This is a genomic window from Pseudoalteromonas agarivorans (genome assembly GCF_024518735.1).
Classification (GTDB): Bacteria; Pseudomonadota; Gammaproteobacteria; order Enterobacterales; family Alteromonadaceae; genus Pseudoalteromonas; species Pseudoalteromonas atlantica.
The window spans coordinates 170535-188337 of sequence record NZ_JANIGJ010000007.1 but is presented as its reverse complement, the minus strand read 5'-3'; the positions used below and the strand labels follow the sequence as shown (position 1 = coordinate 188337).

11 protein-coding genes are annotated in these 17803 nt (G+C 42.2%); 6 read left to right on the top strand and 5 right to left on the bottom strand.

Annotation, left to right across the window (positions count from 1 at the left end):
- The first annotated feature begins 44 nt into the window (after positions 1-44).
- A complete protein-coding gene (locus NQT65_RS13915) occupies positions 45-2804 on the top strand; it encodes a S9 family peptidase (RefSeq protein ID WP_256851410.1) in 2760 nt (919 codons plus the stop codon).
- Positions 2805-2910: 106 nt separating this feature from the next.
- On the opposite strand, the gene NQT65_RS13910 is transcribed toward NQT65_RS13915, so the two are convergent.
- From NQT65_RS13910 to NQT65_RS20260, 4 genes are all read right to left on the bottom strand, one after another.
- Positions 2911-4068, bottom strand: a complete 1158-nt coding sequence (locus tag NQT65_RS13910; RefSeq protein WP_024031368.1) for an ROK family transcriptional regulator — start codon at positions 4066-4068, stop codon at positions 2911-2913.
- A 73-nt stretch (positions 4069-4141) separates the two neighbouring features.
- On the bottom strand, positions 4142-5383 hold the full coding sequence (locus NQT65_RS13905; RefSeq protein WP_256851409.1) for a glycerate kinase type-2 family protein: 1242 nt from the start codon (positions 5381-5383) through the stop codon (positions 4142-4144).
- 10 nt (positions 5384-5393) lie between these two features.
- Positions 5394-6974 carry a sodium:solute symporter family protein gene (locus tag NQT65_RS13900; protein WP_054982291.1) on the bottom strand — a complete coding sequence of 527 codons (1581 nt, stop codon included), beginning with the start codon at positions 6972-6974 and terminating at the stop codon, positions 5394-5396.
- A gap of 185 nt (positions 6975-7159) precedes the next feature.
- Entirely contained in the window at positions 7160-9601 is a 2442-nt protein-coding gene (locus NQT65_RS20260) for a TonB-dependent receptor (RefSeq protein ID WP_256851408.1), read from the bottom strand.
- Positions 9602-9797: 196 nt separating this feature from the next.
- Here NQT65_RS20260 and NQT65_RS13890 point away from each other — a divergent pair, with 196 nt between their 5' ends.
- The 4 genes from NQT65_RS13890 to NQT65_RS13875 all read left to right on the top strand — a co-directional run bounded on the left by NQT65_RS13890 (position 9798) and on the right by NQT65_RS13875 (position 14800).
- The gene (locus tag NQT65_RS13890; RefSeq protein ID WP_138684930.1) at positions 9798-11099 is read left to right on the top strand and encodes an MGH1-like glycoside hydrolase domain-containing protein; all 1302 of its coding nucleotides are present in this window, start codon (positions 9798-9800) and stop codon (positions 11097-11099) included.
- A 16-nt stretch (positions 11100-11115) separates the two neighbouring features.
- On the top strand, positions 11116-12093 hold the full coding sequence (locus NQT65_RS13885; RefSeq protein WP_256851407.1) for a carbohydrate kinase family protein: 978 nt from the start codon (positions 11116-11118) through the stop codon (positions 12091-12093).
- Positions 12090-13289 carry an AGE family epimerase/isomerase gene (locus NQT65_RS13880; protein ID WP_029774333.1) on the top strand — a complete coding sequence of 400 codons (1200 nt, stop codon included), beginning with the start codon at positions 12090-12092 and terminating at the stop codon, positions 13287-13289. Before NQT65_RS13885 ends, NQT65_RS13880 begins: the two co-directional genes overlap by 4 nt.
- A 236-nt stretch (positions 13290-13525) precedes the next feature.
- Positions 13526-14800, top strand: coding sequence for a purine-cytosine permease family protein (locus NQT65_RS13875; protein WP_256851406.1), 1275 nt, complete (start codon positions 13526-13528; stop codon positions 14798-14800).
- 55 nt (positions 14801-14855) lie between these two features.
- Here NQT65_RS13875 and NQT65_RS13870 read toward each other — a convergent pair whose 3' ends face one another.
- Complete coding sequence (locus tag NQT65_RS13870) at positions 14856-15374, bottom strand: Lrp/AsnC family transcriptional regulator (RefSeq protein ID WP_024031376.1); 519 nt, start codon at positions 15372-15374, stop codon at positions 14856-14858.
- 196 nt (positions 15375-15570) lie between these two features.
- Here NQT65_RS13870 and NQT65_RS13865 point away from each other — a divergent pair, with 196 nt between their 5' ends.
- Complete coding sequence (locus NQT65_RS13865) at positions 15571-17715, top strand: TonB-dependent receptor (RefSeq protein WP_256851405.1); 2145 nt, start codon at positions 15571-15573, stop codon at positions 17713-17715.
- The last annotated feature ends 88 nt before the right edge of the window (positions 17716-17803 follow it).

Genomic DNA, 17803 nt, shown 5'->3' with positions numbered 1-17803 from the left:
AATACTTATTACATTAAAAGTACTGTGAAAAACGAGAATCAATAATGAAAACAACGCTCACCTTTTTAAGCTCAGCACTGCTTGCAAGCTTAGCGAGCCCCACTGCTTGGGCTCAAAAGCCATTAGAATTTAAAGACGTATTCGATTTTAAGTACGCAAAAAACACCCAACTTTCAGATGATGGTAAAATCCTCAGCTTTAGCGCTAAACCCTACCGTGGCAATGCAAATGGGCAAGTTTATGACTTAACAACAAATACCCTTATTAGCACCGTGGAGCGCGGCACCAAGCCCGTTATTAACAAAGCGGCTAATTGGGTGGCATTTACACAAGTACCCACCCTGCTTGAGCAAGAGACCAGCGAGAAAAAGTCATCACTTAAAAACAACCTCATTTTAGTCAATGCCCAAACCGGCGAAAAACAGCAATTTGCCGACGTAAAAGACTATGTTTTAGGTAACAATGGCCAGTGGCTTGCTTATCGAGTTGATAAAAAAGCAGAAAAAGACACACCTGCTGAAGATAACAGCGAAGAAAAAAGCGCTATCACACCAGATAAAAAAGATAAAAGCTTTGAGCTAGTAATAATAAATTTAAAAAACAGCACCACCCACAGCTTAAATAATGTATTTAGTTATGCGCTAAGCCCAAGTGGCGCTCAGCTACTTGCCAGCCAAAGCTTTAGTGATGGCAATAACAATCAACTTGTACTGCTTGAGCTTAATAATAACTTTGCGCAAAGCGTATTAATTGATGAGCCAGGCGTGGTTGCACAATCAATTAGTTGGCACCCTGATAAAGAAATAGCCGCATTTAACCTCGGTAACTACGTAAACGATGATGAGCGTCGCAGACAATACTCTCTAAAGCTTTGGCAAAATAACACCCTTAGCACTATCGACTCCCCTAATAAAGAATGGGTAATAGGTAAAACAGCATCGATTAGCTGGTCTGAAAATGGCGAGCGCTTATATTTTGAAAACCACCCCAAACTGGTCGCTAAAATAAAAGCAAAAGAGTACACCGACGAAGCATCACTGTATGACTTTGACACGATTCGTGAACATAAAGCGCTAAACGTGTGGCACAACAACGATGCCCAAATAAAACCACGAGAAGAACAACAGTGGAACAAGGTTAATAAAAACCGCCATTACAGCGCTGTTTTTCATTTAAAAAGCCAAAAAGCAGTACAACTAAGCAATGAAAAAGTCAGCGATTTAGCGCTTAACACTAATCGTAGCCAAAGTGTATTAGGCTACTCTAACCAAGCCCACCTAGAAAAAATTATGTACGGTGGCTTTTTTGCCGACTACTACAGCATAAACATTAATACCGGTGAGCAAACTCCCATTATTAAAAATTCACCGTTTACACCAAGCCTTGCACCTAATGGGCGCTATGCGGCATACTTTGCACAAAGCCAAGTACAACTTAAAGATTTAAAAACCAATAAAGTTACCGCCCTTAGCAAAGCTATTAATGCCACGTTTGCCGATGACAAACACGACTATCCATCACCGCAACCTGGTTATGGGTTTGCCGGTTGGTTAAATAACAGCAGCCAAGTATTGGTTTATAGCAAATACGATATTTGGGCGTTTGATGTCAACACTCAACGCGCTGAGCGTTTAACTAATGGTAAACCAAGCAATACGCAATATCGCGTTATTAAACTTGATAAAAACCACGTAGGCTTTGCCCAAAACGATACATTACTTGTATCAGCCATTAACTTACAATCAAAGCAACGTGAAGTAGCCAAGCTTGATTTAGCCTCACAAACGGTTACTAACGTACTGAGTGGCAAAAAACGTATTGATGTAGTTAAAAAGGCAAAACATGCCGATAAATACCTCTTTACCGAGCAAACTTATCATCAGTTTCCTGATTACTACCAAAGCGACTTTAGCTTTACAGCGCCTAAAAAAATTACCAACTTAAACCCACAAATGGCGGATTTTTCCTGGGGCGAAAAGCCTGAGCTAATTAGCTACAAAGGCTTTGATGGCGAAGACTTACAAGGGGTATTAATTAAACCAGCAGGCTACAAAAAAGGCGATAAAGTGCCCGTTGTTGTGTATTTTTACCGCTATATGAGCCAGCGCATGTATGATTTTCCTAAAATGGAGCTAAATCATCGCCCTAACTTCCCTATGTTTACCTCAAATGGTTATGCAATCTTTTTACCTGACATCCGCTTTGAAATAGGCCACCCAGGTAAATCGTCAACGCAAACCATGATAAACGCTACCCAAAAATTAATAGATTTAGGCATAGCCGACCCAGATAAAATAGGCCTACAAGGGCATTCATGGGCAGGCTATCAAAGTGCGTTTATGATCACCCAAACAGATATGTTCAAAGCGGTTGTATCGGGCGCGCCGGTATCAAACATGACCAGCGCATACAGCGGCATACGTTTAAAGTCGGGCCTTGCGCGTCAATTTCAGTACGAAACTGGGCAAAGCCGCATAGGTAAAAATTTATTTGAAGCACCCGAGCTATACATCGAAAACTCACCAGTGTTTTTTGCCGATAAAGTAAATACCCCTATTTTAATTATGTTTGGGGATAAAGACGACGCAGTGCCTTGGCACGAAGGCGTGCAATATTACTTAGCCCTGCGCCGTGCGGGTAAAGACGCCACCTTTTTACAATACGAAGGTGAACCACATCATTTGAAAAAGTTTCCTAATCAGGTCGATTTTTCAGTGCGTATGATGCAGTACTTTGACCATTACTTAAAAGGCAAGCCAGCAGCTAAGTGGATGACAGAAGGTGAACCGTTCGTTGAAGAGTAAAACCCATTCGCAATAACACTTAGTTAAGGAGTAGGTTTAAATACTAAAAAAGCCGATATTGTATAAATCAATATCGGCTTTTTGTTTTAAAATTTCTATTATTAAGCTACAAACACAGCTCTCTAAATGGCAAAGTGGCTGCACCAATGGAGACCGGAAAATTATTAATGTTTGAGACCACCAGCTTGGGCATTGGGCGTTTAGCGCCTCGTCTAAATTGTGCGTAAACCTCAGTACGCGCTATTACTTTTTCGGCCAGCTCTTTAGGTATATGGCCGCCAATAATAATCGCTTCTGCATCTAATAGCGCCGAGCAACAAGTTGCTACTAAATCAAAAGAGTCTTGAACTTTAAATAGCCACTCTTCAACGCCTGGCCATTCTGGGTCAAAGTTATCGTGCAAGTCGTAAATTGAATCAACCGCTACACCATTTTTTTTCAAAATGCGCTTTAGTAACTCTAAATTGGGATGAGCGTATAACTTTGGCGGTAACATATCGCCAAGCTCGCCAGCATTACCGTAAGTACCACGCAATACATCGCCGTTATTTACGATTCCGCCTCCAAATGCCGCCGAGACAAACATATAAACAAAGTTTTTATACTCGCGGCCTATACCTGCAACCCCTTCGCCAGCGGCGGCGCCTGTAGCGTCATTCACCACCCACGTAGGGAGTTGAAAGTGCTTAGAGACAATATCGATAATATCAACCTGCGACCACTCCTCTAGCATATGGTGGGTATTCATTTTCCCGTCCATAGAACTAAAAAAGCCCGATATACCCACGCCCATACCCAGCACTTTTTCGCTTGCAATGTTATGCTCTGCGCTTATATCGTCCACCAGCTTTTGCGCACTTTTAAGTACGTTATTAATACTCATGTCTGACATAAGCTGCATATGGGTGTAAATAACTTTGCCGGTAAAATCCATGACCGCTACAGAAATAGCATCAAGCAAAATAGCTAAACCAAAGGTAAAGCCGTATTCGGGGTTAAGCGCAATACCAAACCCAGGCTTACCCTTTTTATTAGGGATAAGCGTATCGGTTTGCATTATTACGCCATGCTGAGTTAACGATTTAAGTAAACGCGAGACAGTTTGCTGCGGAATTCGGGTGGCGCTCACAATATGGCTTTGTGTTACGCACTGCTCCCAAAACACCACTTTAATAATATCACGTTCAATGTCTTGAAAAAGTTTGTCGCCTTTTCCAAGCTCAAATCCTGAGCGTAATAAGTTACTGTTATTTAGCGAAAACATAGCTATTAACCCTAATAAAATTGGAGCACAAGGTTACGTTAAACCACTTTAAAGAACAAGTAGGCGAGCGCGCCTACTCAATCACTATCACTCTAAAATCGTTAACGTTAGTATTGGTTGGCCCAGTAATAATTAAATCATCAATGGCTTTAAAAAACTGATGGCTATTATGGCCTTCTAACTGAGCGTGTAAGTTTTCGCCAGCATCAAGTGCGCGCGCAATCGTGCTGCTATTTATATACGCACCGGCAACGTCTTTACTGCCATCTACACCATCGGTATCACAGGCTATGGCATAAATACCCGCCTCGGCGTTAAGCGCCTCAGCCAATGCCATTAAGTACTCTTGATTGGGGCCACCATCGCCATAAACATCGGCTACCGTTACTGTAAGCTCACCGCCAGAGAACAACATAACGCGCTTACCTTGCGCTTTTTGCTCAAGGGCAATTTTAGCATGTGCGCGGGCAACCTCTTTTGCCTCACCTTGAATGTCGTACCCCAGTACTTGCGTATCCCAGCCTTGGTGCTGTGCTACATCAATAGCACTGTCAATCGCGTGCTGGGCATTAGCCACAATAAAGTGTTTGCCTTGAGTATCAGCCTCGCGTGGTTGCTCAGGCTTTAATAAATACGCTTCAATTTCGTTAATAACCGGCCAGTTGTACTTTTGTAAAATAGCCAGCGCATCAGCTTTAGTGCTGTTATCGCTAATTGTGGGGCCTGATGCAATATCACTTGGCTTATCCCCTACTACATCCGAAATAATCAGCGTGACATAATCCGACTTAGCCGCTTGTGCTAACTTACCGCCTTTAACAAGCGAGAGCTGTTTGCGCACAACGTTAATTTCATCAACGCTTGCACCACTTTTAAGTAAAAACTGATTAAGCGCCTGCTTTTGCTCAAACGGCACATCATCTACCGGCAAACACATAAGCGACGAGCCGCCGCCTGATATAATAAACAAAATAGGAATATCGGCCGGATTATTTTTTACAAGCGCCAATAACTCTTTACCTGCTGCTAAGCTGTTATCATCTGGCGTTGGGTGATTAGCACTAAGCACTTTAATGCGCCCAGTATCGCCGGCACTTTCGTAACCGTAACGTGTCACTACCGCACCAAAGCATTTATCACCATAAAAACGGTTAACCTCTGCGGCCATTTCGGCGGCGGCCTTACCGGCGCCCACCACACATAAACCATTGCTGGCATCTATACTTTCCAAGTACTTGCTCATACACGCACTGGGTTTACAGGCATTTACCGCCGTGGTAAATAAATCGATTAAAAATGACTTTTTAGAATCCATGGGTTAACGCTCACGAAAAAATTGATGGAATAGCAAGGCAAATTAATACCATCACAACAAACATGCTAAGCAGCATAACGATATCTTTACCGGTTAAAATTGAGTTTGAGATAGTCTCAGCGTTTTGCGCTTTAGCAACCTCGTTTACTTCGCGTGGAATCGCAATGCTTGTCGTAAGGGTAATCACCGCAGTGGCCACAAAGCCAATAAAGTTCCACCAAAACCAAAATACGTCTGGCGCAAATACCGACACCAACAAGTTAATTAACACACCACTAATTAAGCCTATGTTTGCATGCAGCGCAGCACTGCGCTTACTAACTACGGCAATTAAAAATACCGCCAGTATTGGGCCATAAAATAACGAGCCTACTTTGTTAATGGCTTCAATAATAGTTGGCGCTATATCACCAGCATAAAGCGATAAAATTAACGTAATTGCCCCCCAAATAAGCCCTAAGTATTTAGCCAGTTTTAAGTAGGTTGGTTGGTCTAGCTCTTTATTTGAAATACGGCTGTAGTCTTCAATACTTACCGCCGAAAGCGAGTTAATAGCAGAGCTAAGTGATGACATAGCCGCAGATAAAATAGCCACCACTAATAAACCAATTAAGCCATGTGGTAAGTAATCTAAAATAAAGATTGGCATCATCCAATCTGGGTTATCGGCTGGAATTTTGGCTAAAAACTCGGGGTTGCTCATAGCCAGTGTGCCTACAATTAAGCCCGACACACAATATAAAATAGTAATAGGAAAACGCACAACGCCGTTGGCTAAAATCATGTAGCGTAAGTTTTTAGGATCTTTTGCACTAAGTGCACGTTGCGCTTGTGTTTGGTCACACCCATAGTAAGAGGCGTAAAGCACCACACCACCAAAAATCATAGGTAAAAAGCCAAAACCATCGCCACTAAATCCAAACGAATCAAATTTTATGGCTTCTAATCGGCTCGAATCAACATTAGCAATAAAGGTATCAACCCCACCTAAGTGATAAAGTCCAAAGCCAATACAAGCAATAGTACCTAGTACAATGATGATCATTTGAATTGCATCACCATACACCACGGCTTTCATACCGCCTTGCAGTGAATATAACACCGTGATCACGCCGGTAAGCACAATGGCTTGCCATGCTTCTATGCCCATGGTGCCTTGGAGAATAAGCGATACCGCATAAATCATAATACCGGTGGCAAATGCGCGGCTAAACTGAAACACCACACTAATAAGCACACGGGTAGAACGACCAAAACGCATTTCTAAGTAATCATAAATACTTACAATGCCGCTTTTATAAAGCTTAGGTAAAATAGTCGCTAAAATTAAAATCATCGCAAGCGGCACACCTAACTCATACGAGAGCCATTGCATACCACCGCCTTCACGCAAACCAACAAATGCAGGAGCCGAAATAAAGCTAATGGCCGAAAGCTGAGTGGCCATTACCGACAAAGCTAAAGGTTTCCACCCTAAGCTTTTGCCTCCTAAAAAGTAATCACTTTTATTGGTTTGTTCGCGTAGCATAAACCCCATTACCAATAAGGCACCAAGGTAAAGAGCAACTATTGAAAAATCTAATATATTCATAATTATTTCGCGTATTCACATTAAGAAAACACAGCGCCTTCTCAAAAATAAAAAACTAAACAGCTACATGCTTACTTCTAAAACAGTCCCTAAAAACAAGCCTATCGCTAACTTAGCTGAAAAATGCATCACAATGCAAAAAGCCTATTAACCCCAAAACAGGTTAATAGGCGTAAAGCATTTATTTAAAAGTCGTATTTGACTCTAAATGTAACGCGTCGTGGGAGAATTGGACGGCCTACAAAGTAAGGATTGTCTGACGTTTGGCTATTACCTAAACGCGGCGAGCCTTCGGTAACACCATCAGAGTCAAACAAATTAAATACCCCTACGCTTAAACGTACGGTTTGCTCTGGGGCGATTTGCCAGTTATAACCCGCATCAAATCTAAACAAGTGGAATGAATCAAGCTCTACAGAGTTTGCATCGTTAGCAAAGTTTTTACCTGTAAAGTTATGATACAAAGCAGCATCCCAATTATCTGCGGTGTAGCTTATAGAAGAGTTAAATAATACTTTTGGTTTACGACGTAACTCGTTACCAATAATAGAAGGGTCTGAGTCAAACTCAGTAAATTCGTGGTCAGTGTAGGTCATGTTGGCATCAACCGCCCACTCGTCGGTAATATCGTAGCGACCAGTAAGCTCCACACCCGTTGCTTTGGTTGATTGCATAACAGGCAGCTCTAATACGCCACCGTTGCCATCGTTAACAAAGTCTACGCTGCGTCTGTCTTTTAAGTCGGTTCTAAATAACGCGATGCTACCGCTAAAGTCGTTATCAAAAAACTTAATACCAAGCTCGCCTTGTTCAACAATTTCGGCTTCGTAGCTGGCAGGCTCACCTAAATCATTAAACTGAATTCCTCTAATTTCTGGGAAGAAAAACCCGCGAGATGCATTCGCGTATACGTTTAAGTTATCGGTTAAGCGGTATAAGGCTGCACCCGATACGGCAAATTCAGAGGTGTCTACTTCGCCGTAAGTCATTACACCACTGCCTGTGGTGTTTACCTGTAAATTAGGCGCAAGTGATGGATCATCAGAAATTTGTACAACTTGGCTGCCTTCACGGCTAATTTTGCCGTCAATTTCTTCATAACGTACACCAAAGTCGATAATCCAATCATCGCTTTCCATTTGGTCCGCTACATAAAGCGCACGACGGGTAGCGCTAATTGTTTGGTTGGTGTAAGAAATACCTGGGCCACTAATACCATTTTGTGTGTACTGAACAACATCACCATCGGCATTGGTGTACGTTAAATCAACCAGTTCTGGGTTATTGTTAAATTCCCCCAAGTAGGTCGTAATAACGTTATCGTCATCGGCTTCACTGTGAGAGAAAAACGTACCTACGGTAATATCGTGGCTAAAATCGCCAACAAAAATACTTTTAACAATATTAAATTCGGCAGAGAAATCCTCTGCTGGGCGGTCTCTATCTAAAATACGATTAGCAAATAATAAGTCATCACTTGCCAGTGCCTGCCCCGATGCAGTGTAAGTAAACGCTGCATCGCTTACATCACCTAAGCCACGGTTAGCTAAAAACTCTTCTTGGCTCTCAGGTACATTAATAATACCGTCGCCATCTAAAAATAAATTAAATTCGTGTTGGTACTTTGCGTATTTACTGCGCATGTTAATAGCAAAATCGTTAGCGAGCTCTTTTTCAAACACCACTGAAATAGAGCCACCTTTAGTTACCACACCATCACTAATTGGCGATTCATAACGACCATTGGCAGTATCGTAAGACAGGTTAGACACATTAGCAGTTTGTAATGACTCCACTTCGCGTCCATCGTTACCAGTTAAGCGTTCGCGGCTGTCGCCATCAAGCGGAATAGGCAGGTAAAACTGCGCTTGGTCGTCAATGTATTGGCCATACACCGTAAATGAGCCAGAGCCGTCATCAAATTCTTTACGAATATTACCGCGCAGCTGAGTGCCTTTCGTTTCAAGCCCTGTATCTAACGGGCCTTCATCGTAACGGTAAAAGCCCGACAACGCATAATAAAGGCCATCTTCGTTTAGCGGCCCGCTTGTAGCAAAATCTAAACGGGTACGGTCCTGATCAGAAAGCTCCATTTGCACAGTACTTTGCGGATCATCGCTGCCTGTTTTAGAAATATAGTTAATAATACCCGCTACAGAACCTTGGCCAAATAAGTTAGACACACCGCCACGCACAAACTCTACACGCTCAATACCTAAGTCGTTTCGGTAGTACACATCAAACGCCGATGAGTTTAAGCCAAAAACACTCAAACTAGGTGAACCGTCGTACGACAGTGGCGTAAACTGAAACTGACCCGATGAAGGTAAGCCTCTTACTTGTAGGTTTGTTCCAACCTCACCACCGCCCCCTTCTACTTTAATACCTGGGATATAACGTAATACATCTGCTTGGCTGCTTGATGAAAGCTTTATTAACTCATCTTCGCTAATAGAGGTTACTGACTGTGGGGTATCTGAAATAACGCGTCCTTTGCTGGTACCAGAGACGATAATACGTTCAACGTTATTTTCTTTTTTTGCTGTATCTGGCGCAGTCTCTTCTGCGGCAAACGCGCCTTGTGTGAGGCATAAAGATACAATAGAGGCGATCGTAGTTTTATTCACGGGTATTCTCCAATTGTGCTAGTTGTCTGTGTGTAATTACTTAGAGTGTGGCTAAGTAAGTGCGAAATAATCAAGTATACATGTTAGTTTTTTGTTACTTCGAACAGGATTTAAGCACAGAAAAAAAACATTTACAACCCATAATGAGTGCTTTAATATTATCCAAATTGAAAATAACACACAAAGAGCACCCAATATGACTACTACAATCAACGGTAAACTTGATGCAGCCACAGCGGCATCGCTTACAGAACTTGCTACTAAAACACTTATAGCAAACGATTTAGGTGGCTATACCGTCCCTACGCATGGCCTTTACCCGTTTCAGTGGAACTGGGATTCAGCGATTACAGCCCTAGGGTGGATGAAGTCTGACGAGAGCCGTGCGTGGCAAGAAATTGATGTGTTATTTTCAGGCCAGTGGGATGACGGCATGGTGCCACATATCTTATTTCATAAAGACTCAACTACCTACTTCCCTGGCCCAGATGTGTGGGGCTCTGATAAAAAAATTAAAAGTACGTCTATTTCGCAGCCACCGGTTGTGGCAACAGTAATGAAAGAAATGCTTGCTAGCGCACAAGATAAAGCCCTTGCAGAGCAAAAAGTTAAAGCATTATTTTCTCAAGTTGTTGATTACCATTTATGGTGGTACAACGACCGCGATCCTGAAAACACAGGCTTAGTGGTCACTTATCACCCGTGGGAATCGGGTATGGATAACAGCCCATCGTGGGATGATGCCCTTGAAGCTGTACCTGGTGTTGATTGGGAATACACCCGCCGCGACACCAGCCATGTTGATTCGTCGCAGCGCCCGCATAAAAGCGAGTACGACCGTTTCTTATACCTAGTAGACTTTTTTAAACGTAACAATTTTGATAGCAAAGTAATTTACGAAACCTGCCCGTACAAAATGAACGACCTAGGTATTATTGCTATTTTGCACCGTGCAACAAAAGATTTACTCAAAATGGGTGAACAGCTCGGTTTAAACGATGCACGTACCGATTATTTAGCACAGCGTCTAGAGCTAACTCAAACAGCAATTAACACGTTATGGTGTGAGCAAAGCGAATACTTTTACTGTAAAAACGTGTTAACCAACAGCCTAGCGAAAGTTAAAACATCAGCGGCACTACTAACCGTTTATGCTGGTTTAACAACTGACGAGCAAACGCGTATTATTAATACCGCGACAGAAGATTTTATTGAGTCGAGTCAATTTAGTGTGGCATCTACCCACCCTAAAGAAGAAAAATACGAGCCACAGCGTTACTGGCGCGGCCCTATTTGGTTACACATTAACTGGATGATAGCCATCGGCCTTAAAGAAGCAGGGTTTGTGACCACGGCAGATAAAATTCAGGACGACACGCGCGATTTAGTGCTTAAATCGGGTTACTACGAATATTTTAACCCAGAAACAGGCGCTGGCTGTGGTGGTAAAGATTTCTCATGGACAGCCGCTATTGCGCTGCATTGGCTACTTGATTAATAACTAAGGCAGCATTATGAAACACACAATATGTTTTGGTGAAGTATTGGTTGATTTACTCTCTGATAAATTAAGCCAAAACAACAGCGAGCACGAAGCGTTTACTAAGTTTGCAGGCGGTGCGCCTGCAAACGTAAGCGTAGCTATTGCAAAGCTAGGTGGTAACGCCTACTTTGCTGGCATGCTAAGCACCGACAGCTTTGGTGATTTTTTACATAACGCCTTAAAAGAGCAAGGCGTAAAAACCGACTTTATGCGCTTTACCGACCAAGCAAAAACCGCCCTTGCGTTTGTATCACTCGATAATGACGGCGACCGTACGTTTGAGTTTTACCGCGATAACACCGCCGATCTGCACTTTACTAATAGTGACTTTAGCAGTGAATGGTTTGAGCAATGCGATATTTTTCATATTTGCTCAAATACCTTAACCGACGAGCGCATACGTAAAACCACCGCGTATGGGGTGGAATTTGCCAAGCAAAATAACTCAATTGTCAGTTTTGATATTAACTTACGCCTCAACTTATGGCCTAGTAATGCTAACCCGCGTGAACACATTTTACCCTTACTAAAGCACTGCTCTATTATTAAAGCCTCTAAAGAAGAGCTTGAATACTTAGCGGGTGAGCAAACGGGTGAAGAATTTATAGCCGACACTCTCAATAATGGCTGTGAGTTATTTGTGGTTACCGATGCAGGCAACCCGATGCATTGGTATACCAAAAATGCCAAGCAAACGCTTCACCCTAAAAAGGTTACTATGGTTGATGCCACCGCCGCAGGAGATGCGTTTGTAGGTGGATTGCTGTATCAACTAGGCTTACAAAACCTGACACCTAGCTCTTTTAGTAAGCTTTGCGACAACCCCGAAACACTAACAACTATTTTTGAATTTGCTTCGTTATGTGGTGCTCATGCAGCATCTTACAAAGGGGCATTTACGTCTCTTCCTAACGAAAAATCGCTTAACGATTTTAGGAGCGCACTATGAGCCACACACCTGATAACTTTAAAAGCCGCGAATTTTTAACACAACATATTGCCGATACGCTGGCGTTTTATGAGCCAAACATAGACGACGAACACGGCGGTTTTTACCAAAACTTTTCGGATAATGGTGAGGTATTTGATAAGCAAACTCGCCACTTAGTAAGCTCTACTCGGTTTGTATTTAACTATGCACGTGCGTACCAAACCTTTAATGACGAAAAGTACCTAAACCGCGTTAAATCGGGTATTGAGTTTATTCGTAAGCACCACTTTGTTGAGCAAACAGGCGGTTACAATTGGTTATTAAGTGTTGAGCAAGGTAACGCCACTGTACTTGATGATACCAACCACTGCTATGGCTTTGCGTTCGTGATTTTAGCCTACAGTTGGGCATACCGTGTAGGTGTTACAGAGGCACGCGAATACCTAAACGATACATTTCAAACAATGGAAACGCATTTTTGGGATGCAAAAGCGGGTTTATATAAAGATCAGCACAACAGTGACTTTACTAAGTGCGATCCGTATCGCGGGCAAAACGCCAATATGCATACGTGCGAAGCTCTTATTGCCGCTTATGAAGCAACTCAAGATGAGCTATTTTTAAATCGTGCGCTCACACTGGCCGATAACATGGTGAATCGCCAAGCTAATTTAATGGGTGGGCTTATTTGGGAGCACTACGATATAAATTGGCAGGTTGATTTAGAGTACAACAAAGACGACCCTAAAAATTTGTTTCGCCCGTGGGGTTTTCAGCCAGGTCACCAAACTGAGTGGTCAAAGCTACTAATGTTTTTAAATAAGCATAAGCCACAAACTTGGCTTGTAGAGCGCGCTCAAGCGTTATTTGATAATTCAATAGACGTTGCGTGGGATAAACAACACGGCGGTATTTGTTACGGATTTGCGCCAGATAAAAGCATATGCGATGACGACAAGTACTTTTGGGTGCAAGCCGAAACACTGTGCTGTGCGGCCTACCTTTATGAAACCACAGGGGATGAAAAATACCAGCAGTGGTATGACAAAATTTGGCAGTACTCGTGGCAGCACTTAGTTGATCATCAATACGGTGCGTGGTTTAGAATTTTAACCGTAGATAACAAAAAAATAGATACCATGAAAAGCCCAATTGGTAAAACGGATTACCATACTATGGGTGCCTGCTTTGATGTATTGGCGTTATTAAAATAACCCAATAAGGTAAAACATTTAATTGTGTTGTGTAGACCTTTAAACCGCCTTTTTGGCGGTTTTTTTTGCCTAAATGATTACGCCTTTAACCCCCTAAAAATAATCACCACAAAATATAATTTTGTGCGCCCCCTACTTTTTAAACCTCATATTTTGAATAAACACCTAATAATAAAAAATTTTGCACGCCAGCGGCGTATAGTAATATAAAAGATAATAAAAAAGAGAAACAGGCAATGCCAAACGGGAACGACCCCCACACTATTAATAGCAACGAACTTGTTGCCTGGCCGCGCATTGCAGCCATAGCCGCTATGCTCAGCTTTTCGCTGCCCACTTTTATCACCGGCCTAGAAATACATCAAAGTTCAAGTGTGAGTAATACACTGTGGGCGTTAATTATTGGCTCACTTATATTAACCCTTATTGGTGGGGCCATGGGCACCATAGGTGTAAAAAGCCGCTTAAGCTCTTATTTATTGGTAAAAATAGCGTTTGGTAATGCTGGCGCGGGCATTGTTAATATTGCCTTTGCTTTATCTTTAATTGGCTGGTTTGGCGTAAATATTGATTTGTTTTCTAATGCCGTGGTGCGCTTACTCAGTGCAGAATTTAATATTATTATGCCCGAATGGCCCATCGATATAGTCGCAGGTTGCGCCATGCTCATAACCACGCTGTATGGGTTTAAAGCCATTAATGTGCTGGCCTCTATCATGATCCCTATTTTGGCTGCGGTCACCGCTATGATGCTTTTTGGCGCACTCGATAGTATGCCACTGGTTGATTTTATTAATTTAGAAAAATCAGCAGCGCTTTCTCTTGAAGATGGTGTAGCTGCCATTGTTGGCGGCGTTATTATTGGCGCAATAATATTGCCCGACATTACCCGTTTTTCTAAGCAAAAACGTGGCGGCGTGTACACCTCGTTTATTGCGTATATGATTATTGAGCTTTTGGTTATTTTTGTGGCTGTGTTTGCCGCAGCCGCCATGCAAGAAACCGAAATATTAAGCTTAATGCTTGCGCTTAATTTAGGGTTTTCAGCGTTTTTTATTGTGATAGCAGGCAGCTGGATTTTAAATTCGTTAAACCTTTACAGTACCGCACTTAGCGTGGAGGCTACCTTCCCGCATTGGCATAAAAAGTGGGTTATTGTGTTATTAGGTTTGGTGGGAATTGGCGCAGCCTTTATAAATATTTTAGATATGTTTATAAGCTTTTTAGCGTTTTTGTCTGATATTTTTGTACCGGTAGCGGGCGTAATTATTGTTGATGCACTGTTTATTAAACCCCATGCTTATAACGCAGCGGCTTTGGCAAATAACGCTAACTTTTCACTTCCCGCATTTAGCGCATGGTTTGTAGGCGCGGCATATGCGGTGTGTAATGGCACTTTATTTAACGTATCAATGAGCGGTATTACCGTGATTGACGCCATTATATTAACGGCCGTTATTTATACCCTGTTTGCAAAAGCCATTGCGCCCAAACCGGTTATTCAGCAATAACTTTAAACAATAAAAAGGCGCATAAAGCGCCTTTTTACTAATCTAAATTAGGGGGCTACTCTTCGTCGTCTACTTTCATTTCGTCTCGCCATTTAAGTTTTTCCAACGGGTAGCCTAAAAAGAACTTAGCGCGCTCAAGCACTATGCGTGTAGTCAGCTTTTTAATTGCATACTGTGAGCTGCCGGTTAGCCTGTCGCACATTGCATTAAGCGCTTGAATATCGGCAAAACAACAAAAAGAAATATAATCAATATCGCCACTTAATTGCATGCAATCCATTATTTCTGGAATGTTGTGTATGTCAGCTAAAAACTTACGCCGTGCTGCTAGGTTATTGTCCTCTAGTGTAAATTCCATATAGGCAAACACGTGCTCACAAATTTGCTCTAAATTTATATCAGCATGAAAGGTTCTAAAATATCCCGCCTCTTTTAATGCTTTTACTCGCTGAAAACATGCACTGGGCGACAAGTTAACTTGCTCGGCCAATTCAACGTTTGTTAAATCGGCAGTTAGGTGCAGAATTGCCAGTATTTTTTGATTGTACCTGTCTATTTTTATCGTTTTTTTCATAACCGGTTTCACATTTAATAATAATGAATTTTGTAAATTTAAGGTCAACAAATACATAAAATTACGCGCTTAAGCGTTATTTTCAGCAATTTGTGTGTGCTGTATTAAGGGTTTACAAAATATTATTTTGTCTGAAAAAGCGACAATGTTTATCACTAAGTAACATCACCATGATAGTCACATTAGGACATAGAACATGAGCAGATACAACAAAATACGCTTTCGTAAAACACTATTAGCATCGGCAGTTACCCTGTCGTGCATAAACTATGTGCATGCGCAAGAACAACAACAAACAGTAACTGACACTATAGAGAAAATTTCGGTGATATCGCGTGGGCGTGTTGAGTCGATACAAAACGTGCCCGACTCTGTTACCGCATTTAGCGCCGAGACAATCGAAAATTCACGTATTACTAACTTTCGTGATGTTGCTAATTTAACTCCCAACTTATCGCAGCTCGATAATTTTAGACCCGGCCTTGCCCGTATTACTATTCGTGGCTTAATTACACCGCAGGTGGGCGATCCGCCATTAGCGTTTGTAGTTGATGGTGTTACCGCCCCCGATTTAGAGTTTATAAACCAAGACCTAGTTGATATTGAACGTATTGAAGTTATGCGTGGCGCACAAGGGGCACTGTATGGCCGCGGCGCCATTGGTGGTGCGGTTATTGTAACAACTAAAAAACCTATTGAAGACTTTGAAGGTAAAATTAAAGGCTCAATAGGTAATGGCAACACGTATAATTTGAATGCGGTTGTATCGGGTTCGCTTAACGATGAAAACACCGCTTATTTTAGAGCCGGTGGTTACATTAAAGATACCGACGGACTGATTAAAAATACCTACACAGGCGATTACGCCGACCCGTTAAAAGAGCAATCGGTTTTTTCACAGTTAGAGTTTGAGCTAAGCGAAGACACCTCAATAAATCTTAAAGGTAAATACACCTCAAGCGAAGCTGGGTTTGCTTACTACCAAGGGGTGAGCGATGACACCATTGAAGACTTTTCAATTAATACCTCACAAAATATTATTAACCAAGATGAGCGTGATGTGTATGAGCTAAGCGCCAAGCTAACCCAACATTACGATATAGGTAAATTTGAGTTTGTAACCGCGTACAGCAATTCAGAAAACGAGCACTTTTACGATGGCGACTACTCTGCCGATGCCACCTTTATTGACGAAGATGGCTTTTTTAGAGCCCCATTTGGTACTGAAGGGTTATACGATATTGAATCGTTAACGCTAGAGTCGCGGTTTATATCCCAGTCGGTTCAGGCTTTTAGATGGTCGGTGTCGGCGTTTTATCAACAGCGCGACCGCGATACTGCGGTATTATTTTACGATGATTTTACCGATGCCGAAATTTTAACGCGTGCAGATTTTGCCAGCGACGAGCCCTACCTTTCAATTATCGATAATAACAGCAGCGATGCATGGGCACTTGCTGGGCAGTTTAACTACGATATAAACGAGCAGTTAGAGCTCACCGGTGCGATGCGTTACGATCACGATACTCGTGAGTCGTTCGACCCAACCAATAAAGACGCCACTTACGCTAAAAAATCGTTTAGCCAATTACAGCCTAAAGTTACCTTAGCGTACCAAATGAATGACGACCTACTACTTTACACCGGCTACTCGCGTGGTTTTAGAAGTGGGGGCTTTAACGAGCCGGCCGACGGTATTAGCCGCACCTTTGATAAAGAAATTTCTGACAGCTACGAAATAGGCTTTAAAACCGCTTTGTTTAATAACAAAGTTACCCTTAATGGCGCCGCGTTTATTATTGAGCAAGACGATGCGCAATTTACCCAATTTAATATAGATACCTTCACCCTTGAAAACCTCTCTATTGACGAAGTACAAACCAAAGGCTTAGAGCTTGAAGCCGCTTTTGCTGCCACCAGCAATTTAAGTATTGACCTCAGTGCAGGTATTGTTGATTCAGAAATTAAACACTTTGCACTGCGCCCCGAACTGGCTGGCAGGCCACAATTTTGGGTGCCTGAGTATAACTACGGGCTGTCGGCAAATCATAACTTAGCACTAAACGGTGAGTGGTCATTGTTCTCGCGCGCTGAGCTATTAATTGAAGGCCCTAAAACATTTAGTATTGATATTCCTGATGTTGAGTCGTCGCGTTATACCTACCTAAATGCCGGTGTAGGGCTTAAATCAGAGCAGTGGAGCGTTCAAGTTTACGTAGACAACCTTACGGATGAGCGCGCTATTGAAGATATTTTTCTACTGGCCGATGGGGTTACAGACCTAGTGCGCCAACCTAATAAGCCTCGTAGTTACGGTATTGAGCTCAGTTACCAATTTTAATTTTTTCACCTTTACAGCAGGTATTTTTTAATGCCTGCTGTTTTATACCAATCCGCTTAATTAAGTGATCTGTTTTGGGGATGGGTAT